We start from the raw sequence: 21,692 nt of genomic DNA, 5'->3' as shown, positions 1-21,692 counted from the left end.
CAACCGCATGTGGCGTGACGGTCGGTGAGGTTGCTCGTTGTTGTGACTGTGTGATGAATCGCTGACGGTTGAGCAGATCGAGTCGTGGTCCGAGGGTGTAGCGGGGTTGCATGCCCGGTTCGGGCATCGTTTTGGCAGGTCGGAGCCACGTGATCGGGCTCTGGACTACATGACGGGCCTGCTTGCGCCGCTAGAGAAGAAGAACGGGTGGACGCTGGCCGAGCAGGTCGGCCAGCTCCGCCCGGACGGTGTGCAACGCCTGCTCAACCACTCCGAATGGGACGAGAACGCGGTCCGCGACGATGTCCGGGACTTCGTCGTGGAGACCATCGGCGCCAAGGATGGCGTGCTCATCGGGGACGACACCGGGTTCCTGAAGAAGGGCACCAGGTCAGCAGGGGTCCAGCGGCAGTATTCCGGCACCGCTGGCCGCACCGAGAACTGCCAGATCGGCACCTTCCTCGCCTACGCATCCGCCAAAGGGCGGGCGCTGATCGACCGGGAACTCTACGTCCCGAAGTCCTGGACGGACGACCGCGACCGCTGCCGGGCAGCCGGGATCGACGACACCGTGCCGTTCGCCACGAAGATCGAGCACCTCAAGTGGATGCTGCAACGCGCCATCGACGCGGCTGTTCCCTTCGCCTGGGTGACCGCGGACGAGGCATACGGGCAGGTCAAGCACTTCCGCGCCTGGCTGGAAGAACGCCAGGCCGCGTATGTGCTGGCCACCAAGGTCAACGACACCGTGATCACCGCCGACGGCCGGGACGCCCGCGTCGACGAGCTGATCGCGGCCCTGCCGAAGCAGGCATGGAAGCGGATCTCCGCCGGAGCAGGCGCCCACGGCCAGCGGATCTACCACTGGGCCCGCGTCGCGATCCGGCCCGCCTGGGAGGGCGGATTCGGGCACTGGGTGCTCGCCCGCCGCAATCTGTCCGACCCCACCGACATCGCCTACTACGTCTGCTATGGCCCCGTCACTTCCCGGCTGAAAGACCTGGTCAGGACCGCCGGAGCCAGGTGGGCGGTGGAGGAATGCTTCCAGACCGCGAAGGGTGAATGCGGGCTCGATCACTACCAGGTGCGGCTCTACCGGGCCTGGTACCGGCACATCACCCTGGCCATGGCCGTCCTGGCCTACCTCACGGCCATCCGTGCCGCAGAAGCCGCAAAAGGGGCAGCGGAGATGACGAGCAAGACCTCATACCCCTCAGCGTCCCGGAGATCCGCCGGATGATCGGGCACGTCGTCGTCACGCCCCGCTGCCACAGCAACGAGCACCGTCTGCACTGGTCACGCTTCCGGCGCCGCAGCCAGGCCCGAGCCCGCCGCTGCCATTACCAACGCCGAGGCCACGACCCACACATGCGGTTGCAGTATTAAGCCCGCCGCCCCGGGTGTCCGCGAGCTGCTGTCCCAGGGGCGGCGGACCTTCTCGTTCGAGTTCTTCCCGCCGAAGACCGATGCCGCGGAGCGCACCCTGTGGGCGGCGATCCGGCGGATCGAGCCGTTCGCGCCGTCCTTCGTCTCCGTCACCTACGGGGCCGGCGGCTCCTCCCGCGACCGCACCGTGGAGGTCACCAAGCGCATCGCGGCGCAGACGACGCTGCGCCCGGTCGCGCACCTGACGGCGGTGGGGCATTCGGTGGCCGAGCTGCGCCACATCATCGGCCAGTACGCCGACGCGGGTATCCGTGACGTGCTCGCCCTGCGCGGTGACCCGCCCGGCGATCCGAAGGGGCAGTGGACGCCGCATCCGGGCGGGCTGACGCATGCCCATGAACTGGTCACTTTGATACGGCAGTTGGGTGACTTCACGGTGGGTGTCGCGGCTTTCCCCGAGCGTCATCCCCGTTCGCCCGGCTGGAGCGAGGACATCCGGCACTTCGCCGCCAAGTGCCGGGCCGGCGCCGACTACGCCATCACCCAGATGTTCTTCCACGCCGAGGACTACCTGCGCCTGCGTGACCGGCTGTGCGCCGTCGGCTGCCTGACACCGGTCATCCCCGAGATCATGCCGGCCACCGATTTCCGCCAGATCCGGCGTTTCGCCGAGCTGAGCGATGCCCGCTTCCCGGCGGCGCTGGCCCGGCGGCTGGAAGCGGCGAAGGACGATCCGGCGGCCGGTCACCGCATCGGGGTCGAGTACGCGACCGCGATGGCCGAGCGTCTGCTCGCCGAGGGTGCGCCGGGCCTGCACTACATCACCCTCAACAAGTCCACCGCGACTCTGGAGATCCATCAGAACCTGAACGTCAGCCAGCACCCAGCCACCACCATCACGGAGTAGAACCCATGGACTTCAAGGTCGCCGATCTCGGCCTCGCGGACTTCGGCCGCAAGGAGATCACCCTGGCCGAGCACGAGATGCCCGGTCTGATGTCGATCCGCAAGGAGTACGCCCCCTCGCAGCCCCTCGCCGGGGCGAGGATCACCGGTTCCCTGCACATGACCGTGCAGACGGCCGTCCTGATCGAGACGCTGGTGGCGCTGGGGGCCCAGGTGCGCTGGGTGTCCTGCAACATCTACTCCACCCAGGACCACGCGGCCGCCGCCATCGCGGTGGGCCCGAACGGCACCCCGGACAGCCCGCAGGGCATCCCCGTCTTCGCCTGGAAGGGCGAGACGCTCCAGGAGTACTGGTGGTGCACCGAGCAGGCCCTGGCCTGGCCCGGCCACGCGGGCCCCAACATGATCCTCGACGACGGCGGTGACGCAACCCTCCTGGTCCACAAGGGTGTCGAGTACCAGAAGGCGGGCGCCGTGCCGGACCCGTCCACCGCGGACAACGAGGAAATGGCCCTGGTCCTGGGCCTGCTGCAGAAGACGTCCATCGACTGGACGGCACTTGCGGCGGACATCCGCGGCGTGACGGAGGAGACCACCACCGGGGTCCACCGCCTCTACGAGATGCACCGGGCGGGCGCCCTGCTGTTCCCGGCGATCAACGTGAACGACGCGGTGACGAAGTCGAAGTTCGACAACAAGTACGGCTGCCGCCACTCCCTGATCGACGGCATCAACCGTGCCACCGACGTCCTCATCGGCGGCAAGACGGCCGTGGTCTTCGGCTACGGCGACGTCGGCAAGGGCTGCGCCGAGTCCCTGCGCGGCCAGGGCGCCCGTGTCATCGTCACCGAGATCGACCCGATCTGCGCGCTGCAGGCGGCGATGGACGGCTACCAGGTCGCCACCCTGGACGATGTCGTCGAGAGCGCCGACATCTTCATCACGACCACCGGCAACAAGGACATCATCATGGCCGCCGACATGGCCAGGATGAAGCACCAGGCCATCGTGGGCAACATCGGCCACTTCGACAACGAGATCGACATGGCCGGCCTCGCGAAGATCGACGGCATCGTCAAGGACGAGGTCAAGCCGCAGGTCCACACCTGGAAGTTCCCCGACGGCAAGGTCCTGATCGTGCTGTCCGAGGGCCGTCTGCTCAACCTGGGCAACGCGACCGGCCACCCCTCCTTCGTCATGTCGAACTCCTTCGCGGACCAGACCCTGGCCCAGATCGAGCTCTTCACCAAGCCGGAGGAGTACCCGACCGAGGTGTACGTGCTGCCCAAGCACCTCGACGAGAAGGTCGCCCGCCTCCACCTCGACGCCCTCGGCGTCCGCCTGACCACCCTGCGCCCGGAGCAGGCCGCCTACATCGGCGTCCAGGTCGAGGGCCCGTACAAGCCGGACCACTACCGCTACTGACCACCCCCTGACCGGCGACCGAAAAGATCGAGCCACCGGCTCTCGAGGTTTGCTCGAGAGCCGGTGGAAAGCCCGTGGCCGGGTGTCCCCGGGAGTGTCACGATCGGATGTCCCGCGCCGAAAGAGCAGTGCTCCCACCACCCCAGACGAGGATGTCCCATGAACCCCAACCCGGCCGGCAGCCCCCAGCATTACCCCGCCCCAGGCCCGAGCCCGTACGCCACCCAGCAGCCCGGCCCCTACGCCCCGCCCCAGCCCCCCGCGCCCGCCGACCGCGGCAAGGCGGGCACCGCCCTCCTGCTGGTCTCCACGATCCTCATGGGCCTGATGGCCGGCCTCTTCTTCGCCTTCGACGTCTCGGTGATGCCGGGTCTGGCGGCGGGCGACGAACGCACCTACATCACCGCGATGCAGAACTTCAACGCGGCGATCGACGGCAACGCCGTCTTCGGCATGGCCTTCGTACTCGCCCTGCTCACCTCCGCGGCCTCGGCGATCGTCGAGTTCCGCAAGGGCCGCCGCACCGTGGCGATCTGGGTCGGGGCGGCCACGGCGGCCTACTTCCTCGTCCTGATGATCACCTTCTCGGTGAACATCCCCCTCAACAACGAACTCGCCGACGCGGGGGACGCGGCGAAGCTGACGGACTTCTCGATCGTCGACAAGTTCAAGGACACCTGGGCCGCCACCAACATCGTCCGCACCCTGCTGTGCACGGCGGCCCTGACGGCCCTGTCCCGTGCCCTGGTCCTGTACGGCCGCGCCACCCGCTGAACCGCGGCTCCCGTCCTCCCCCTCACCGCACCACCACGAAGTCCCCCGGCCACCCGACCGGGGGACTTCGTACATCCCGCCCGCCCCCGGCCGGCCGGGGGGACGGCCGGCCGGGGGCGGACAGGGGGTCAGCCGGCCTGGCCGTGCAGGTACAGCGCCCAGGACAGGAAGCCCACGGAGGCCGTGCACAGCAGGGTGCGCCACACATTCGCAACGGACCAGGGGCCCTCGAAGGCGCGGCGGACCGCTGCGGGGTCGGGGATCCGGTCGACGGGACCGGCCTTCTCCAGCATGTTGTTCAGCGGGATGTTCACCTTGTTGGTGACGCCCATCGAGACGATGTAGCAGACCAGGGCCGCGATCAGCGGCGGCAGCACGTCACGGCCGTCGGAGGGGATGTGGAGGGCCAGGGCCAGCGCGGTGAACAGGAACGCCCCGATGTAGCCGAGGACGAACCAGCCGTTGAGGATGGCCACGTTGATGCGCTGCATGACCTCGATGACCGTACGGTCGTCGGTGCGCTTGAGACCCGGCATCACGGAGACGGAGAAACCGTAGAAGAGGCCACTGACCAGTCCCGTGGTGAGCGTGGCGGCGATGAGCGAGGCCAGGCGTGCGGTCTCCATCGTGCGTCCCCCTGTTCGTCCGTCCGCCAAGTCTCTCGGTCATCGATTCTTCGGGAACGGGTCATCGAATCGTCAAGTCATGGGGATCATACGGGCGCAGGGGGCTCCAGCGGTGGGTGATTCGAGCCGCCTTCGAGTGGATCTCGAGCGGCCGGCCCCCTGTCAGGCGGCGGGCGGGGTCCAGTCGGCGGGCAGGCCGGACTGGGACAGGACCGCGGCCAGGCTGTAGTGGTCCCGGTCGAAGACGATCCGGCAGTGGTTGCCATCGAGGCCGAGGACGGTGGTCATCGGCACGGCGAAGGGCTTGGACGCGCCCTTGAGATGGCCGGAGTAGAGGGCCCGGACGGTGACGCGGTCCCCCTCGAGACGGGTGGAGCGGACGGTGACGTGGACGTTCTCGATGAGGGTGTCGGCACGGGCCTTCCACCCCGCGATCTCCTCCCGTCCGCGGAAGGTGACGGCCACGGCTTCGTCGGTGTAGGTGCCGTCGGCGGTGAACAGGGCGCCGAGGGCCTGGGGGTCGGTGCCGTTCCAGGCACGGGCCCAGGCGGTGACGATCCGCGGCACGTGCCGGCCCGCGGCGGGAGCAGCAGGGGCCGCGGAGGCGACGGCGGAGGTGGAGGCGGCGTGGGCCGTGGCGGCGACGGCGGAGGTGGAGGTGACGTGGGCCGTGGCGGCGACGGCGGAGGCGGCGTGGGCGGTGGCGGCGACGGCGGAGGCGGCGTGGGCGGTGGCGGCGACGGCGGAGGCGGCGTGGGCGGTGGCGGCGACGGCGGTGGCGGCGTGGGCGGTGGCGCACAGGGCTGCGGTGGCGGTCAGGACCGTCATCGTACGGATCGGGCGGGATGCCATGGCTGTTGCTCCTTCAGGCGGTGTGTGGCACACAGCCTCACGCCGGGCGCTGTCCACTGGCCAGACCCCGCAGGGCCTGGCCACTGCCCGACACTGTCCACGCCTGTCCACGGGATGCGCCGGCCGTGCACGTCCCGTCCGCCGCCACCGCTCCTTGTGCGGCCGCACGGGGGCGTCGGGTGCGGCTCCCCCGTCCGGAGGCCATCGCCGCCGCCCCCGGCATGGCGCCCGGGCTGGGCGGCGGCGCACGGCGGATACTGCGGGCGATGCCTCCCACCCTGCAGGAGGGGCCCGTGAGCGAGCCCGGCCCCCAAGGAAGTCGACGGCCCGGACCGGGCGGAGCGGGCGATGACGGCGCCGGTCAGGCCGGGGTCATCGGCATCGGGCTCGCCGCCGTACTGGCGTTCGCACTCGCGCAGGGTTCCTGGCAGTGGTTCGCCACCTACATCGGGGTGACGCTTTTCGCGGTGGTCTTCGCCTTCCGCGGCCAGCCCGTATGGCGGCCCGGCGTCCGGTCGGCGTACATGCGCGCTCTGGTCGCCTACTCACTCGTCGTCGGACTGTGCGTGGCGATCGCGCTGGCCCCCATGATGCAGCGCTGGGACTGGCTGTTCCCGATGCCGGGCACGCGCAGCGGGTGCGACGGGCTCGGCAGGTACGAGGTCATCCGCACGCGGGCGGCAGTCGCAAACCTGGCCGCAGGCGACGGCGCCGCCGTGGCGTACGCGCAGGAGGCCCAGCGCCGCAAGGCCGTCGCCGAGTGCCTGGCGTCCACGACGACCCTGTGGCTGCCCCTGTACGGAGCCGGGGCGGCCGTGCTGGTGGGCGCGGGCGCCTGGTTCCTGGACCGAAACCGTTCGAGGAAGGATTCCCGGCAGGACTCCTCCCCGCCGGGGCCTGCGAACGCGGGGCACCGGTAAGGCACCGGTATCCGGGCGGGCGCGGGTAAGACACCGGGCACCGGAAACCGGCAGGGCGCCGGTAAGACGCGGGGCACCGGCTGCCGGTCCACCCTCCCCACCCCTCCTCCCCTCCTCCCCTCCTCCCCACCCTCCCCACCCTCCCCCTCCCTTTCTCCCCGGCCCCTTCTCCCCGGCCCTTTGTTCCCGGCCCTTTCTTCCCGGCCCTTTGTTCCCGGCCCTTCCTTCCCGGCCCTTTGTTCCCGGCCCTTTCTTCCCGGCCCTTTGTTCCCGGCCCTTTGTTCCCGGCCTGGCGTCGGGTCACCTCCGGTGTCCCGCGCCCTGTTTGCCGGGGGGCCTGCACCGGGCGGTGTGGGCTGATCGGCCGCGGGGGCTGCCGCCCGGCGCGGCGTCGCCCGGGTCCGGGGGCGCGGCGGGGGTAGGGTGCGGCCCGTGTCCGAGGATCAGCGCGACCTCGTCGGTTACGGCGCCGGGCCGCCGCATGCCGCGTGGCCCGGCGGGGCCCGTGTCGCGGTCAGTCTCGTCCTCAACTACGAGGAAGGCGGGGAGCAGAGCGTCCTTGAAGGCGACCGCGCCTCGGAGGGGTTCCTTCACGAACTGGTCGGTGCGCCGCCCGTGGTGGGCGGGCGTGACCTGAACGCCGAGTCGATGTTCGCCTACGGTGCGCGCGCCGGTTTCTGGCGCCTCCACCGCACGCTCACGGCGCACGGCGTGCCGCTCACCGTCCACGCGGTGGGCCAGGCCCTGGAGCGCAACCCGGACGCGGCGCGCGCGATGGGCGCCGCGGGCTGGGAGGTGGCGGGCCACGGCTGGCGCTGGATCGACTACCGCCACGTGCCCGAGGACGTCGAGCGCGCCGACATCGCGCGTTCGATCGCCACGATCGAACGGCTCGTGGGACGCCGGCCCGTCGGCTGGTACACCGGCCGGACCAGCCCCGCCACGCGGCGTCTGGTCGCCGAGGACGGCGGTTTCCTCTACGACAGCGACGACTACTCGGACGACCTGCCGTTCTACGCGGAGATGGGCGGCCGCCCGCACCTCGTGGTTCCGTACAGCCTGGATGCCAACGATTTCAAGTTCCTGATCGTCCACGGCTTCACGACGGCCGACGACATGCTCGCGTATCTCATCGACACGTTCGAGGTGCTCCACGCCGAGGGCGGACAACGGCCGCGGATGATGAGCGTGGGCCTGCACTGCCGGATCATCGGCCGGCCCGGCCGTATCCGTGCGCTCGACGGCTTCTTGGAACACGTCGCGCAGCGGGGCGGGACATGGGTCGCCACCCGCGAGCAGATCGCACGTCACTGGCTCACCACCCACCCACCCCCGCCCCCGCCCTGAATCCTTCCGCAGACCCAGCCCCAGCCCGCAAGCCCGAGGGTCCGGGAACCCGGGAAGCCCGCAGGCCCAGGAGCCCGAGGGTCCGCAGGCCTGGGAGACCGCAGGCCCGGAAGCCCGGCGGCTCGGGGGTCCGGGAGCCCGGCGGCTCGGGGGTCCGGAAGCCCGCAGGCCCGGGAACCCGGAAGCCCGCAAGCCCGAGGGCCCGGGGGGCCGGAAGCCCAGCGGCTCGGAAGCCCGGCGGCCCGAGAGCCCGGGGGTCTGGAAGCCCGCAGGCCCGGGGGTCCGCAGGCCCGGGAACCCGGGAACCCGGAGGCCCGCAGGCCCGGGAGTCCGAGAGACCGCAGGCCCGCAGGCCCGAGAGACCGCAGGCCCGGAAGCCCGGAAGCCGGGAAGCCGGAGGCCCGCAGGCCCGAGGGCCCGGAAGCCCGGAAGCCCGCAGGCCCAGAGGCTCGGAAGCCCGGAGGCCCAGGAGCCCGGGGGCCGGGAACCCGGAGGCCCGGGGGGCCGGAAGCCCGAGAGACCGCAGGCCGTGAGGGGGTCCGGCGGCTCGGAAGGCCGGAGGCCCGAGAGACCGCAGGCTCGGGGGTCCAGGGGTCCAGGGGGTCTGGGGGGGCCGGGGGCCCGGGGGGCCGGGGCCCGGGGGCCCGGGGGCGGCTGGATGCACGGAAGACGCCCGGCCGGGAGAATTCCGGCCGGGCGTCTTCCGTGCGTCTGCTGTCCGTCTGCTGCGTGCCGGTGGCTTAGCCTCGATCCACCGAGCAATAGCCGGTCCAGGGCTTGGACATGAAGACGCGGATGCCCTCTGAGCTGGGATGATGGGACTTCCTACGGTTCCATTTCCACAGAGCAAGAGAACATCCGCGAGATGCAATCTTCCCATGCTGCTTCGGCGGTGTTTGCCGCGTTCGATGACGCGAATCTGGTCGCGCATGCCGGGCTGGTCCCGGTGATGCGGCTGGCCGAGCGGTGCGGGCTTGCCCGGCTGGTGGCCGAGAAGGTGAAGCTGACCGGCGCGAAGAACGGCGCGGGCGCGTCGGCGGACGCCAAGGTGACCAGCATCGTGGCCGGGATGGCCGCGGGTGCGGACAGCATCGACGATCTGGATGTGCTGCGGCACGGTGCGATGCCCGTGTTGTTCGCAGGCGTCCGTGCGCCGTCCACGCTGGGCACGTTTCTGCGCTCGTTCACCCATGGTCACGCGCTCCAGCTCCACGCGGTGCACCGCGGGTTCCTGGCCGCTCTGGCCTCGCACACCCCGCTGCTGCCCGGCGCGGGCGAGAAGGCGTTCATCGATGTCGACTCCACCCACAAACGGGTCTACGGCCGGACCAAGCAGGGTGGCGAGTACGGCCGGTTCAAGGGTGTCCGCACCCTGCACCCCCTGCTCGCCACGATCTGCACCCCCGCCGCGCGGCCGGTGATCGCCGGGGCACGGATGCGGCGGGGCAAGGCGGCCGACTCCCGCGGTGCCCCCAAGTTCGTCAGCGAGGCTCTGGCCACCGCCCGGGAGGCCGGCTGCACCGGCCTGCGGATCCTGCGGGCGGACTCGCAGTTCTACAACGCCGGTGTGATCGCCGCCTGCCGCCGGGCCGGAGCCCACTTCTCCATCACGACCGGCATGAACCCCTCCATCAAACGGGCCGTCCTGGCCATCCCGGACGGCACGTGGCAGCAGATCAGCTACCCGACCGCGGTGCCCGACCCCGACACCGGGGAGCTCATCTCCGGCGCCGAAGTCGCCGAGATACCCGCATACACCGCGTTCGCCGGCCGCAAGAAGAGCGAGCGGGTCACGGCCCGGCTGATCGTGCGCCGGGTCCGGGACCTGGCCAAACCCGCCGGCGTCGGTGAGCAGGGCGAGCTGTTCCCCGTCTGGCGCTACCACCCGTTCTTCACCGACAACCCCGCCGGAACGCTCCAGGCCGAGCGGGAACACCGTCACCACGCCGTCGTCGAGCAGGTCATCGCCGACAGCAAAGCCTCCGCCCTCGCCCACCTGCCCTCCGGACAGTTCAACGCCAACGCGGCCTGGCTGACCCTGTGGGCGATGACCTACAACCTGCTGCGGGCCACCGGTGCTCTGACCTCCGCCTTCCACGCCAAGGCCACCACCGCCACCCTCCGCACCCACCTGATCCACGTTCCGGCCCGGACCGCCCGCTCCGCCCGGCGCGTCACCCTGCACCTACCGCACAACTGGCCCTGGCAGCACGCCTGGACGCACCTGTTCGACACGGTCCACGGCCCACCCGGCCCGGCCTGACGCCCCCTGCCCACCCCGCCCGCCAGGGCCCAACCGGAACCAAGTCGTGGAAAAGCTGGGCAGACCAGCGGCTACAACCTGCCCATGCCCAACCACCGCCCCAAAACCGGCACAGACGCCCGCCAGAAGATCACCCTCAGACCACATCGGTGGATCGAGGCTTAGACCGACCGGCAGTAGGGCCGTGGGTGTCGGTGATCGGCGGCCCGAGCGCAAGGCAGGCACGAGCCTGAGTGATCATGGAGTTCTCTACGCTCAGTGATCACCGGAGGGCTCGTGCCTGTCCTGCCATCATGCCTGCTCGAACCCCTGTGGGACCAGTTCGCGGCGCTGCTGCCCGCGCACGTGGACGGCCATCCGCTTGGCTGCCACAATCCGCGCCTCCCCGACCGGATCGTCTTCGAGCACGTGATCGCTGCCCTCGTGCACGGCTCCGGCTACGAACGCATCGCCAGTCCCGGCTGCTCCGACCGCACTATCCGACGCCGCGTCAGACACTGGGCCGACCTGGGGATATGTCAGCAACTGCACGCCTTGGCCCTGGAGGCGTACGACCGCATGATCGGCCTGGAACTCGACGAACTGTCGGTCGACGGCTGCATCACCAAGGCGCCCTGCGGCGGCGAGAAGGCCGGCCGCTCCCCGGTCGACCGCGGCAAGCAGGGCCTGAAACGCTCGATAGCAGCCGAGGCCCGCGGTGTTCCGCTCGGCCTGGTCTCCGCCGGAGCCAACCGGCACGACTCGCCCCTGCTCATCCCCACCCTCGACGCCGTGAAAACCCAGGTCGGACCACTCCCCGAGCAGGTCAACGTCAACCTGGACCGCGGCTACGACAGCGCGAAGACCCGGACCGCGCTGGAGGAGTTCGGCTTCACCGTCGAGATCGCCCGCAAGGGTGTGCCCGCCCCAATCCAAGCCGGGAAACGCTGGGTGGTGGAGCGCGCACACTCGTGGATGAACGGCTTCGGCAAACTGCGGCGCTGCACCGAGAAGAACGGCAACGTCGTGGACTTCTACCTGCACCTCACCGCCACGATCGTCACGCTCCGCATGCTCATCCGCCGCGCGACGCTCCAATACCGCTGGGACACCCGCCCCACCACCCGACGACTCAAGTGACGCCTACTGCCGGTCGGTCTTAGTACCAGTGGTTGGCGGACCAGAAGTTCCAGGCGCCGACGGGGCTGCCGTAGCGCTCGTTCATGTAGTCCAGGCCCCACTTGATCTGGGTGGCCGGGTTGGTCTTCCAGTCCGCGCCCGCGGAGGCCATCTTCGACGCCGGCAGGGCCTGGGCCAGGCCGTAGGCGCCGGAGGAGGCGTTGGTCGCGGTGTAGTCCCAGCCACTCTCACGCGAAATGATCTTGTCGAAGGCGGCGAACTGGGCCGGGTCCTTGATCATCTGCTGCGCGATCGCCTTGGCGCTCGTCGGGGCAGCCTGCGCGGGAACCGCGGCAAGCATGGAACCGGCGACGCCCAGGGCGAGGACGGAACCCGCGAGGGCCTTCTTCGAAGCGGCGATGCGGCGGATGACGGCGTTGGACACGGATTGACCTTCCGAAGGGGACAGAGACGGTCGCCGCATGCCGAAGACATGCGTGAACCACTCACGCAGTGGAGAGGGGAACCGCAGGCGGCGGGTGAAACACCCGCACCGCCCGGCGACTCATCCAGTTCTACCGACGCCCCCACGCCCTGGCAACGACTCCACCTACTACCCGGCCTCGCAGCAACACACCCACACCCCCACCGCACCGCCACAGGGATCCACGCAGGCCAAAGCCCCCACAACGCGACCACCCCAAGCCCACCACCACCTACTAACCCAGGCCGTATGTGACGTGGGCCCTATGGGCCGAGTCACCCCCAAACCACCCCAACCTCACTAAACGTCACCACACACACCCCTCCAACGAGGTGGTTGATTTGTCAGAATTGCACCGGAATCGAAGGGGACAGGTGGACTACAGGCCAACCTTCCGTGCCCACCCCGCACCACCCCCGTCAGCACGACACCCCGAGCCACACAACTCCGACAGCCCCCACCAGACGCCCCACCCACCCCGCACCCAGCCCGCCCCGGCACCCGGCCCAGGCCGCCCGGCACCCAAGCAGCACAGCACCCAAGCAGCACAGCACCCGGCAGACCCCAGCCACCGACCCGCCCACCCCACACAAGAACAACAGAACCAAAACACCCGACACGAGAACACCCGGTACCGGCTGATGTTCAACATCAACGCGGGCAAGGAGATCTGGCCCGAGCTGGGGCAGGCCCTGCGGGCGGCGCAGGCACGGCAGGCCACGTTCCTGCTGAACCCGCCCTCCCCCGCGTCGTTCGACTTCCTCAACGTCAACATGGCCGTCGAGTGCGCCGACCGCGTCTATCCGACCAGTCGGCTGCTCCTGGACGCGCTGGTCGGTGCCCATGTCGCCTCGGAGCCGCTGCTGGGATCCGCCATCGGGCTCGGGCCGCCCACCTACGACCACAACCATGCGCCGACCTGCGCCCAGTGGCCGGCGGAACGCCCGAGCCGTTTCGAGGGCTCCTACCGGGCGGCGAGTTCCGCCCCGATCCTGGTCCTCGGCACGACCGGGGACCCGGACACCCCGTACCAGGACGCCGTGGCCCTGGCAGCGAGGCTGGACAACGGGCGGCTGCTGACCTTCGCCGGTGAAGGACACACCGCGTACAACCGGAGCGCGTGCGTCAGCGCCCTGGTCACGGAGTACCTCGCCACGCTGGCACTGCCCGCACGGGACACCGCATGCGCGGACGAGACGCCGACGGGGACGCTCGGCCGCCGCACCGCGGGCGTCGAGGTCGACGAGACGCGCGAGGTGATCCCCACGCTGCGCTGAGCACGCGCGGAGAGCGCGTACGGAGAGCGCGTACGGAGAGCGCGTGCGCTGGACAACGGGGGCCGGGCGGGTACCGCATCGGTTGGCCCCCGTGCTAGCCGCTCCAGGGCGGAGGGAGGGCATCGGATGGGGTCGGGGCGGGGTGGCTTAGGATGCCGGGCGGACGGAGCCGTAGCGCAGAGGTCGACGCGCGCGGTCTCCAAAACCGCGAGGACGCCGGTTCGAATCCGGTCGGCTCCGTCCGCAGACCACGGCAGGAGACGAGCCCGGAACCGCATCGAGGGCGCGGGCGCGGGCCGGGGCCAGTACGCCGGGGGCCGGCCCCGCCCCGGCGATCCCACACGTACGGCAGGCCCGGCACGGCCGTCCGGGTGCTCCTCCTCGCGGGTGTGCCCCGTACTGGGTGCCCGGGCTTCGGGCACGTGCGGGGCCCGGTCCGCCGGGCGGATTCGGTGGCGCGCGTCGACCGCCCGTCCGTGGCCGGTGCACGGGCACACTGGGGACATGAACGTGAGCGGCGACCTTCTGGCCAGGGCGCGCGTGGCGACCCGGCTTCCCGCCCAGGATCTGGGACGGGCCCGGCGTTTCTACGCCGAGCGCCTCGGCCTGGAGCCTGTCGACGAGCGGCCCGGCGGCCTTCTGTACCGGTGCGGGAGTGCGGAGTTCGTGCTGTTCCGGTCCACGGGATCCTCGCCCGGCACGTTCACGCAGATGGCCTTCGAGGTCGACGACCTCACCCGTGTGGTCACGGGGCTCAAGCGGCTCGGTGTGGTGTTCGAGGACGTCGACGTTCCGGGATTCAAGACCAGGGACTCGATCGCCGAGATCGACGGGAACTACCCGAGCAAGGGCGCCCGGGGCGAGCGCGGCGCCTGGTTCCGCGACAGCGAGGGCAATCTGCTGGGCATCGGCGAACCGGTCGTCTGAAGGCCCTGAAGGCCCTGCGCCCCAAAGCTGTGGGGCCGGATGCCGGCGGGTGGCCGGGATGGATTGTCACAGGGTCCTGGCAGAGTGCGCGGCATGGGCATCGACACGTTCTGGGAGATCATCGAAACTGCGCGGTCCGAGGCAGCGGAAGCGGGCGAGCCGTTCGACGAAGTCCTCGTCAACCACCTCGCCGGCAGACGGCCGCAGGAGATCCTGGAGTATGCGGAACGCTTTGACGAACTGCATGACGCCCTGTATCGCTGGGACGTGTGGGCGGCTGCTTACCTCATCGGGGGCGGGTGCTCCGACGACAGCTTCATCGACTTCCGCGCCGGTGTGTGAAGTTTCCCCGTGATCTTGGACACGGTGTTGTTACGCTGCGAGGGCCTGGTCTTGCCGGTATCGCAGGCGGGTTTCGTGGGGTGTGAGGTAGCCCCAGTGGATGTGCTTGCGTAGGCGGCGTCTGTTGTAGAAGGTCTCGATGAAGTCGAAGATGTCGGCGCGGGCGGTGGCCCGGTCGGGCCAGAAGCGGGTGCCGATCTCTTCTTTCAGGACGGCCCAGAAGCTCTCCGCGGCGGCGTTATCGAAGCAGCTCCCGGTCCGGCCCATACTTTGCCGGTGCCCCAACTTGCTGATTTTTGTGCGGAGTTGACCGGAGGTGTATTCCGATCCGCGGTCACTGTGGATCACACAGCCGGGTTCCAGGCGGCCCAGCGCGGCTGCCATGTCCAGCGCGTCGACGACGAGGTCGGCGCGGTGGTGGTCGGCCATCGAGTACCCGATCACCTCGCGCGTGGCCAGGTCCAGCCACGAGGCGAGGTAGAGCCAGCCCTCGGCGGTGGGGATGTAGGTGATGTCCCCGACGATTTTCGTTCCGGGACGGATGGCGGTGAAGTCCCGGCCGATCAGGTCCGGCGACGGGGCGGCCTTGGTGTCGGCCTTGGTCAGGCCGCGGCGTCCGGTGCGCCGGCTGTTCCCGGCGATGCCGTTCTCCCGCATGACCCGTGCCACCCGCTTACGGTTGACCACCCGGCCCTGCCGGCGCAGTTCGGCGGTGACGCGCGGGACGCCGTAGTTCCGCCGGGAGGCGATGTAGATCACCGTGATCTCGTGTGCCAGGGTCTCATCCGCCCGTCGCCTGGCTTCGCGGGCCTCGGCTCCGGCCACCCACGCGTAGTACGTGGACCGGGCGGTCTTCATCACCGTGCACAGCAGCACGATCGTGTAGTTCGCCTTCTCCGCGTGGATGAACCGGCATATCGTGCTCACCGGTCGCTCTCCTTCGCGAAGAAGGCGGTCGCTTTTTCAGGATCTCGATCGTCTTCGCCTGCTCTACGGTCAGCTTCCGCAGCCGCTTCAGTTCCTCGTCCCGGTCGTCGGCGGCCCGCACGGCGCCGGGTCCCGATCCGTTGTCCTGGGCGGCCCGGGCCTTCTTCACCCAGCCCCGCAGGGACTCCGAGCTGATCCCGAGTTCCCGGGCGACCTCGGTCACCGTCCGGCCCGACGACCGCACGAGCTCGATCGCGTCCCGCTTGTACTCGTCCGAGTACCGCTTCGTGTACTTGCTTCCCACCTGGCACTACTTCCTCTGGAACCTCAGATCCCAGTCTCCAGGTGTCCACGATCAAGGGGAAGCTTCAGTGATCGCTTCGGGACGTGACTGGTACCAGCGTGTGGACACGGCCCCGGACAGCCTGGCTGCGCACCCTGGTGCGATCCGGGCGGCCGCGCTCTGAGGTTCCCCCGCACTGCGGGAGGGGCTGACTAGCTGGTCAGGGTGGGTTGACGTGGTTTCAGGTTCACTTGTTCGGTCGCTGCCTGGTTGGCGTAGTGCTTCTCCTCGTACTCGATGGGGCTGAGGTAGCCGAGCCGTTTCTGGATGCGGCGGGGGTTGTAGAAGCCGTCGATGTACTCGAAGAGCGCGAGGTTCGCCTCGGCCCTGGTGGCGAAGACGCGGCCGCGGATGCACTCGGTCTTGATGACCATCCACAGGTTCTCCGCGAGGGCGTTGTCGTACGAGTCGCCGACCGAGCCCATGGAAGCCTGGATCCCGGCCCTGACCAGGCGTGTTGTGAGCTTCACGGACGTGTATTGACAGCCGTGGTCGGCGTGGTGAATAAGCTCTCCGGGGGCGACCTCGCGGCTGGCCAGGGCGTATTCCAGCGAGGTCAGGACCAGATCGGCGTCGGCGCGGGCGGAGGTCTCCCAGGCCACCACCCGGCGGGAGAACGCGTCGCGGATCGCGGACAGCCACAACGGCCCCTCCCCGGTGGGGATCATGGTCAGGTCGGTAACCCACAGCCGGTTCGGCCCGGCCGCGGTGAAGTCGCGTTGCACCAGGTCAGGGGCCAGATCGGCGTCCGGGTCACGGCGAGTGAAACCCTTGCCCCGGCGGGGACTGATCCCGGCCAGGCCGGCCTGGCGCATGAGCCGCTCGACGCGCTTCCTGCCGACGTGGACGCCCTCACGCTTGAGGACGGCGTGCACGCGGGGTGAGCCGTAGATCCCGCCGGACTCCTCGTGGACCTGCCGGATCCTGCTGGTCAGCTCGGCATCCCGGCGGCGCCGTTCGCACGGTTCGGTCTCGGCCTGGCGCCACCGGTAGTAGGTGGAGGAGGGGATGTTCAGTTCCCGGAGTACGGGCTCGACCCCCAGATACGGGTGCTCGTCAACGAGCGCCGTCACCTGGGCCGGGTCGGGTCGAGCTGGGCCGCGAAAAAAGCCGAGGCCGTCCGCAGGACCTCATTCGCACGCTTGAGCTGTGCATTCTCCTTCCGCAGGGCGGCAAGCTCCTCCCGCTCGCCAGTGGTGAGCACGTCGTCGCGTTCGCCGGCGTCGGCCTCTGCCTGCCGGATCCAGTTGCGCAGAGCCTCGTGGTGCACGCCGAGTTCCTCGGCCATGCGGCGGATCACGGGCTTCGGCTCGGCGGTCCGGTACATCCGTACCGCACGCTCACGCAACTCCAGCGGATACTTCCAAGACCACGGAGTTATGGCTTGTCGGCCGCTGTCAACAGGGGCGAGGTATTTGGGAGAAGTGCCGGTCAGGGCAACGGGACTCCTGGTAGAGCGAGGAAGCCGACCAAGGTCTTCCCGCCTGAAGGAGCCCCGTTGCCCGTTCAGTGTTCCACCGTCACGCTCACGTCGTCCATCACCGTCGCCGACGGGGTCTTCGCTCCGGGGCATCTGGGCGAGCTGACCCGGCACCTGCCCTTTGAACTGGTCGATGACGTGCTGGAACGTACTGGCGGAACCCAGCGGAGGCTGAGGCTGCTGCCGTCGAGGGTGGGTGTCTACTTCGTGCTGGCACTGGTTCTCTTCCCGCAGCTGGGCTACATGCGGGTGTGGGACAAACTCACCTGCGGCCTGCGCGGGCTCCTTCCACCGCGTCCGTCGGAGAAGGCGCTGCGAGAGGTGCGCCGGCGGCTGGGCGCCGCGCCGCTGCGGCTGCTCTTCGAGACACTGGCCGGTCCCGTGGCACAGCCGATCACACCAGGGGTGCGATACAGGTGCTGGCGCACAGTCGCCTTCGACGGCTGCAGCTCCACCAAGGCCCCTGACCGGCCGCGAGTCTGCGCCTGGCTGGGCAAACACAAGCATCGTTACGGCACGGACGGATATCCGATGCTGAAGATCATGGTGCTGTGCGAGACCGGAACCCGGGCCCTGCTCGGTGCGGTCTTCGGACCGACGCCCGAGAAGGAGACCGGCTACGCCGAGCAGCTGCTACCACTGCTGGACAACAGGATGCTGCTGCTCAACGACCGGGGCTTCGACTCCGACGACTTCCTCGCGAAGGCCGCGGCCACCGGCGCCCAGCTGCTGGTACGCCTCAAGGGAACCCGGACACCCGCACGCTGGGCACTACTGCCGGACGGGTCATTCCTGACCAGGATCAACGGGACCCGGCTGAGGATCATCGATGCGCACATCGCGGTGACGACCGCCAAAGGGCTGAGGCTGGAAGGCCACTACCGACTGGCCACCACGCTGACCGATCACCGTCGCTACCCCGCCGCAGAGCTGGTGGAGCTCTACCACGAGCGATGGGAGATCGAGTCCGCGTTCTACTCGCTTCGGCACACCCTGCAGCACGGCCTGGTGCTGCGATCCCAGGACGCGACCGGGATCCAACAAGAACTCTGGGCTCACCTGACCGTCTACCAGGCACTGCGCCGCGCGATGGCCGAGGCCGTCGAGACCCTCCCCGGCACCGACCCGGACCGCGCCTCCTTCACCGTCGCCCTGGAGACCGCAAAAGACCAGCTCATCGCCGCAGCCGACGTACTGCCCGACACCGGACCGGGACGAATCACACCGGCCCTGCTGCACGATCTGCTCCCACCCCGCCGGGCCCGCGTCAACCCACGCCGCGTCAAATGCCCGATCTCCCGCTACGCCGCCCCGCCCCACCAGGCACAAGTCCTGGGCGCATCCAGGATCACCAGCATCAGTGTCACCGTGAACCCCTCCGCTGGCCCAGGCCCCGACGGACGCCGCGACCGCACACTGCAACTCCTGCGAACCGATCCCCACCGCACCTGGCGCGCATGTGAAATCGCCCGCGGTATCGGACTGGAGGATCCCCAAGGACTACGCGCAGAACTGGGACGCTGGGTCCGCGAAGGAATCCTCCGCCGCACCGGCCGGGGCCTCTACACCCTCGACCCCGAGTGGACCACCCCAACCTCCACAAGCCCCTGTCCCCGCCCCTGTTGACAGCGCCGGACAAGCCATAACTCCGTGGTCTTGGAAGTATCCGCTGGAGTTGCGTGAGCGTGCGGTACGGATGTACCGGACCGCCGAGCCGAAGCCCGTGATCCGCCGCATGGCCGAGGAACTCGGCGTGCACCACGAGGCTCTGCGCAACTGGATCCGGCAGGCAGAGGCCGACGCCGGCGAACGCGACGACGTGCTCACCACTGGCGAGCGGGAGGAGCTTGCCGCCCTGCGGAAGGAGAATGCACAGCTCAAGCGTGCGAATGAGGTCCTGCGGACGGCCTCGGCTTTTTTCGCGGCCCAGCTCGACCCGACCCGGCCCAGGTGACGGCGCTCGTTGACGAGCACCCGTATCTGGGGGTCGAGCCCGTACTCCGGGAACTGAACATCCCCTCCTCCACCTACTACCGGTGGCGCCAGGCCGAGACCGAACCGTGCGAACGGCGCCGCCGGGATGCCGAGCTGACCAGCAGGATCCGGCAGGTCCACGAGGAGTCCGGCGGGATCTACGGCTCACCCCGCGTGCACGCCGTCCTCAAGCGTGAGGGCGTCCACGTCGGCAGGAAGCGCGTCGAGCGGCTCATGCGCCAGGCCGGCCTGGCCGGGATCAGTCCCCGCCGGGGCAAGGGTTTCACTCGCCGTGACCCGGACGCCGATCTGGCCCCTGACCTGGTGCAACGCGACTTCACCGCGGCCGGGCCGAACCGGCTGTGGGTTACCGACCTGACCATGATCCCCACCGGGGAGGGGCCGTTGTGGCTGTCCGCGATCCGCGACGCGTTCTCCCGCCGGGTGGTGGCCTGGGAGACCTCCGCCCGCGCCGACGCCGATCTGGTCCTGACCTCGCTGGAATACGCCCTGGCCAGCCGCGAGGTCGCCCCCGGAGAGCTTATTCACCACGCCGACCACGGCTGTCAATACACGTCCGTGAAGCTCACAACACGCCTGGTCAGGGCCGGGATCCAGGCTTCCATGGGCTCGGTCGGCGACTCGTACGACAACGCCCTCGCGGAGAACCTGTGGATGGTCATCAAGACCGAGTGCATCCGCGGCCGCGTCTTCGCCACCAGGGCCGAGGCGAACCTCGCGCTCTTCGAGTACATCGACGGCTTCTACAACCCCCGCCGCATCCAGAAACGGCTCGGCTACCTCAGCCCCATCGAGTACGAGGAGAAGCACTACGCCAACCAGGCAGCGACCGAACAAGTGAACCTGAAACCACGTCAACCCACCCTGACCAGCTAGTCAGCCCCTCCCGCAGTGCGGGGGAACCTCACCACTGGCCAACGGCGCACGCCAGGCCCAGTTCAAGAAACTGTGCGCCACCTGCCCGCTCAAGGACCGCTGCACCCGCTCCAAGACCGGCCGTGTCTTCAGCGTCCACGCCCAGTACGACCTGCTCAAAGCCGCCCGCGACCAGGCCGCCACCGACCCCCACTGGCAGGCCGAGTACCGCCGATGGCGACCACCGGTCGAGCGTGCCATCGCCTGGCTCGTCGCCAAAGGCAACCGCCGCGTCCCCTACCGAGGCGTCATCAAGAACAACACCTGGCTCCACAACCGCGCCGCCGCCCTCAACCTCCGCCGCCTGATCAACCTCGGACTCACCCGCACAGGCGGCACCTGGACGATCACCCCGGCCACCGCATAACGCGAGGAGCCACCCAGCCCAACACCGGACGGCCCCTCAGACAAGATTTTCAGGAGCGTTCTAGCCGGCGGCAGCCGGTCCGACGGCCTGCTCCAGGGCTTCCAGGACGGTGTCCCTGAACAGCGTGGCCTTGTATCCGGTCTGCGGCAGCGGCCGGCAACGGGCGAGTACCGTCGCGGCGGCTGCGGCGAGGACCCCGGGGGTGGCCTCGCGGCCGATCAGGGCGGCCTCCACCTCCGTCAGCCGTAGCGGGACGCGCGCCACCCCGCCCGCCGCGACGGCGGCGTGCGTGAGGGTGGAGCCGTCGAGCGCGACCCGGGCGGTGGCCTCGACCAGGGGCCATTCGGCGTGGGCCCGGCTGACGGCCCGGTGGCAGGCGGCGCGTTCGCCGGGCAAGGGCGGCGGCAGGAGGACCGCGGTGAGGATGCGCTCCGGCGGCAGCAGGTGGTCCGTGTGGAAAAGCCGGTCCCCGTCCCCGTACAAGTCGGCGACGCCGCGCGGGGATTCGCCGTGGAACTCGGCCTCGGCATCGTAGGTGAGCAGGGCCATCGCGAGGGTGGACGGGTGCGGGGCGACACACGGGGCGTCGCCGCTGACCACGCCGAAGTGGTGGTCGCCCTCGCGCGCGGGGCAGCCGGTGCCGCCCTTCTGGAGGCAGCTGACGTGCGGATTGCGGTAGTACCAACAGCGGTTGCGCTGCAGCAGGTTGCCGCCCAGGGTGCCGGCGGTGCGGATCTGCGGAGTGGCCGCGGTCCCGGCCGAAACCGCGAGGGCCGGCCAGCCGGCGCGCACCCGCGGACCGCTCGACCGCGCCGGCCGCGCCCGGCGCCTGCTCGGCGGCCGTGAGCTGTGCCATGGTCGAGCGCGCGAGCTCGGCCACGGCCTGCCGACCGTCCGGCGAGAAGTCGGGGAGCGCGCTCGAAGCGCCGGGCACTCCCAGGGCGGTGCCGACGATCGGATCGAGCTCGACCAGGGCGTCGACGTAGGCGTCGGAGATCTGACGGGGCAGGGCGTCCGGTTGCTTCAGCACCCGGACGC

The 21,692-nt window shown here is 69.9% G+C and carries 20 protein-coding genes, 1 tRNA gene and 3 pseudogenes; 16 read left to right on the top strand and 8 right to left on the bottom strand.

What is annotated here, in order from left to right; genetic code table 11:
* Positions 1-76 precede the first annotated feature (76 nt).
* The 4 genes from OG332_RS46265 to OG332_RS46250 all read left to right on the top strand — a co-directional run bounded on the left by OG332_RS46265 (position 77) and on the right by OG332_RS46250 (position 4,491).
* The gene (locus tag OG332_RS46265) at positions 77-1,240 is read left to right on the top strand and encodes an IS701 family transposase (protein ID WP_327419062.1); all 1,164 of its coding nucleotides are present in this window, start codon (positions 77-79) and stop codon (positions 1,238-1,240) included.
* A gap of 171 nt (positions 1,241-1,411) precedes the next feature.
* Positions 1,412-2,293, top strand: coding sequence for a methylenetetrahydrofolate reductase [NAD(P)H] (gene metF / locus OG332_RS46260; protein WP_442816322.1), 882 nt, complete (start codon positions 1,412-1,414; stop codon positions 2,291-2,293).
* A gap of 5 nt (positions 2,294-2,298) precedes the next feature.
* Positions 2,299-3,717, top strand: a complete 1,419-nt coding sequence (gene ahcY, locus OG332_RS46255) for an adenosylhomocysteinase (protein WP_327411581.1) — start codon at positions 2,299-2,301, stop codon at positions 3,715-3,717.
* A 159-nt stretch (positions 3,718-3,876) separates the two neighbouring features.
* Positions 3,877-4,491 carry an anthrone oxygenase family protein gene (locus tag OG332_RS46250; RefSeq protein ID WP_327411582.1) on the top strand — a complete coding sequence of 205 codons (615 nt, stop codon included), beginning with the start codon at positions 3,877-3,879 and terminating at the stop codon, positions 4,489-4,491.
* A gap of 128 nt (positions 4,492-4,619) precedes the next feature.
* On the opposite strand, the gene OG332_RS46245 is transcribed toward OG332_RS46250, so the two are convergent.
* Together OG332_RS46245 and OG332_RS46240 are read right to left on the bottom strand one after the other, a co-directional pair.
* Positions 4,620-5,117, bottom strand: coding sequence for an anthrone oxygenase family protein (locus tag OG332_RS46245; RefSeq protein WP_327411583.1), 498 nt, complete (start codon positions 5,115-5,117; stop codon positions 4,620-4,622).
* A gap of 162 nt (positions 5,118-5,279) precedes the next feature.
* Entirely contained in the window at positions 5,280-5,969 is a 690-nt protein-coding gene (locus OG332_RS46240) for a nuclear transport factor 2 family protein (RefSeq protein WP_327411584.1), read from the bottom strand.
* A gap of 179 nt (positions 5,970-6,148) precedes the next feature.
* On the opposite strand from OG332_RS46240, the gene OG332_RS46235 reads away from it, so the two are divergent.
* From OG332_RS46235 to OG332_RS46220, 4 genes are all read left to right on the top strand, one after another.
* A complete protein-coding gene (locus OG332_RS46235; protein WP_327411585.1) occupies positions 6,149-6,889 on the top strand; it encodes a hypothetical protein in 741 nt (246 codons plus the stop codon).
* A 432-nt stretch (positions 6,890-7,321) separates the two neighbouring features.
* Positions 7,322-8,236: an allantoinase PuuE gene (gene puuE / locus OG332_RS46230; RefSeq protein ID WP_327411586.1), complete on the top strand. Its 915-nt coding sequence runs from the start codon at positions 7,322-7,324 to the stop codon at positions 8,234-8,236.
* 865 nt (positions 8,237-9,101) lie between these two features.
* Positions 9,102-10,499, top strand: a complete 1,398-nt coding sequence (locus tag OG332_RS46225) for an IS1380 family transposase (protein ID WP_327411587.1) — start codon at positions 9,102-9,104, stop codon at positions 10,497-10,499.
* A gap of 276 nt (positions 10,500-10,775) precedes the next feature.
* Positions 10,776-11,618 carry an IS5 family transposase gene (locus OG332_RS46220; protein WP_327411588.1) on the top strand — a complete coding sequence of 281 codons (843 nt, stop codon included), beginning with the start codon at positions 10,776-10,778 and terminating at the stop codon, positions 11,616-11,618.
* A 19-nt stretch (positions 11,619-11,637) separates the two neighbouring features.
* Here the strand turns inward: OG332_RS46220 and OG332_RS46215 are convergent, their stop codons facing one another.
* On the bottom strand, positions 11,638-12,081 hold the full coding sequence (locus tag OG332_RS46215; RefSeq protein ID WP_327411589.1) for a transglycosylase SLT domain-containing protein: 444 nt from the start codon (positions 12,079-12,081) through the stop codon (positions 11,638-11,640).
* Between the two features lie 641 nt (positions 12,082-12,722).
* On the opposite strand from OG332_RS46215, the gene OG332_RS46210 reads away from it, so the two are divergent.
* The 4 genes from OG332_RS46210 (at position 12,723) to OG332_RS46195 (ending at position 14,627) form a co-directional block, all read left to right on the top strand.
* Positions 12,723-13,358, top strand: a complete 636-nt coding sequence (locus OG332_RS46210; RefSeq protein WP_327411590.1) for an alpha/beta hydrolase — start codon at positions 12,723-12,725, stop codon at positions 13,356-13,358.
* Positions 13,359-13,523: 165 nt separating this feature from the next.
* Positions 13,524-13,598, top strand: a tRNA-Trp gene (locus OG332_RS46205).
* A 264-nt stretch (positions 13,599-13,862) separates the two neighbouring features.
* Positions 13,863-14,285, top strand: a complete 423-nt coding sequence (locus tag OG332_RS46200; protein ID WP_327411591.1) for a VOC family protein — start codon at positions 13,863-13,865, stop codon at positions 14,283-14,285.
* Between the two features lie 93 nt (positions 14,286-14,378).
* Positions 14,379-14,627 (top strand): DUF4240 domain-containing protein, encoded by a 249-nt coding sequence (locus tag OG332_RS46195; RefSeq protein ID WP_327411592.1) that lies wholly within the window; start codon positions 14,379-14,381, stop codon positions 14,625-14,627.
* Positions 14,628-14,657: 30 nt separating this feature from the next.
* Here OG332_RS46195 and OG332_RS46190 read toward each other — a convergent pair.
* From OG332_RS46190 to OG332_RS46180, 4 genes and pseudogenes are all read right to left on the bottom strand, one after another.
* Positions 14,658-15,569, bottom strand: a pseudogene (locus tag OG332_RS46190) (IS3 family transposase); the annotation flags it as partial.
* A gap of 67 nt (positions 15,570-15,636) precedes the next feature.
* Positions 15,637-15,858: pseudogene (locus OG332_RS48105) on the bottom strand (transposase); the annotation flags it as partial.
* Positions 15,859-16,049: 191 nt separating this feature from the next.
* Positions 16,050-16,970, bottom strand: coding sequence for an IS3 family transposase (locus OG332_RS46185; protein ID WP_327411594.1), 921 nt, complete (start codon positions 16,968-16,970; stop codon positions 16,050-16,052).
* Positions 16,967-17,470 carry a transposase gene (locus OG332_RS46180; protein WP_327411595.1) on the bottom strand — a complete coding sequence of 168 codons (504 nt, stop codon included), beginning with the start codon at positions 17,468-17,470 and terminating at the stop codon, positions 16,967-16,969. The genes OG332_RS46185 and OG332_RS46180 overlap by 4 nt, the downstream gene beginning before the upstream one ends.
* Here OG332_RS46180 and OG332_RS46175 point away from each other — a divergent pair.
* From OG332_RS46175 to OG332_RS46160, 4 genes and pseudogenes are all read left to right on the top strand, one after another.
* A pseudogene (locus tag OG332_RS46175) lies at positions 17,396-19,023 on the top strand (IS4 family transposase). The gene OG332_RS46180 and the pseudogene OG332_RS46175 sit on opposite strands and share 75 nt — an antisense overlap.
* Positions 19,020-19,331 carry a transposase gene (locus OG332_RS46170; RefSeq protein WP_327419224.1) on the top strand — a complete coding sequence of 104 codons (312 nt, stop codon included), beginning with the start codon at positions 19,020-19,022 and terminating at the stop codon, positions 19,329-19,331. Before OG332_RS46175 ends, OG332_RS46170 begins: the two are co-directional and overlap by 4 nt.
* Complete coding sequence (locus OG332_RS46165) at positions 19,328-20,248, top strand: IS3 family transposase (protein ID WP_327411594.1); 921 nt, start codon at positions 19,328-19,330, stop codon at positions 20,246-20,248. The genes OG332_RS46170 and OG332_RS46165 overlap by 4 nt, the downstream gene beginning before the upstream one ends.
* A 34-nt stretch (positions 20,249-20,282) precedes the next feature.
* Positions 20,283-20,654, top strand: a complete 372-nt coding sequence (locus OG332_RS46160) for a transposase (protein ID WP_442816415.1) — start codon at positions 20,283-20,285, stop codon at positions 20,652-20,654.
* Between the two features lie 60 nt (positions 20,655-20,714).
* Here OG332_RS46160 and OG332_RS46155 read toward each other — a convergent pair whose 3' ends face one another.
* Positions 20,715-21,446 (bottom strand): FAD binding domain-containing protein, encoded by a 732-nt coding sequence (locus tag OG332_RS46155; RefSeq protein ID WP_327419054.1) that lies wholly within the window; start codon positions 21,444-21,446, stop codon positions 20,715-20,717.
* Between the last annotated feature and the right edge of the window lie 246 nt (positions 21,447-21,692).

Origin of the sequence: Streptomyces sp. NBC_01233, from assembly GCF_035989305.1 — a bacterium.
GTDB lineage: Bacteria > Actinomycetota > Actinomycetes > Streptomycetales > Streptomycetaceae > Streptomyces.
The sequence above is the reverse complement of the archived record's forward strand: the minus strand, read 5'-3'. Positions and strand labels throughout refer to the sequence as shown.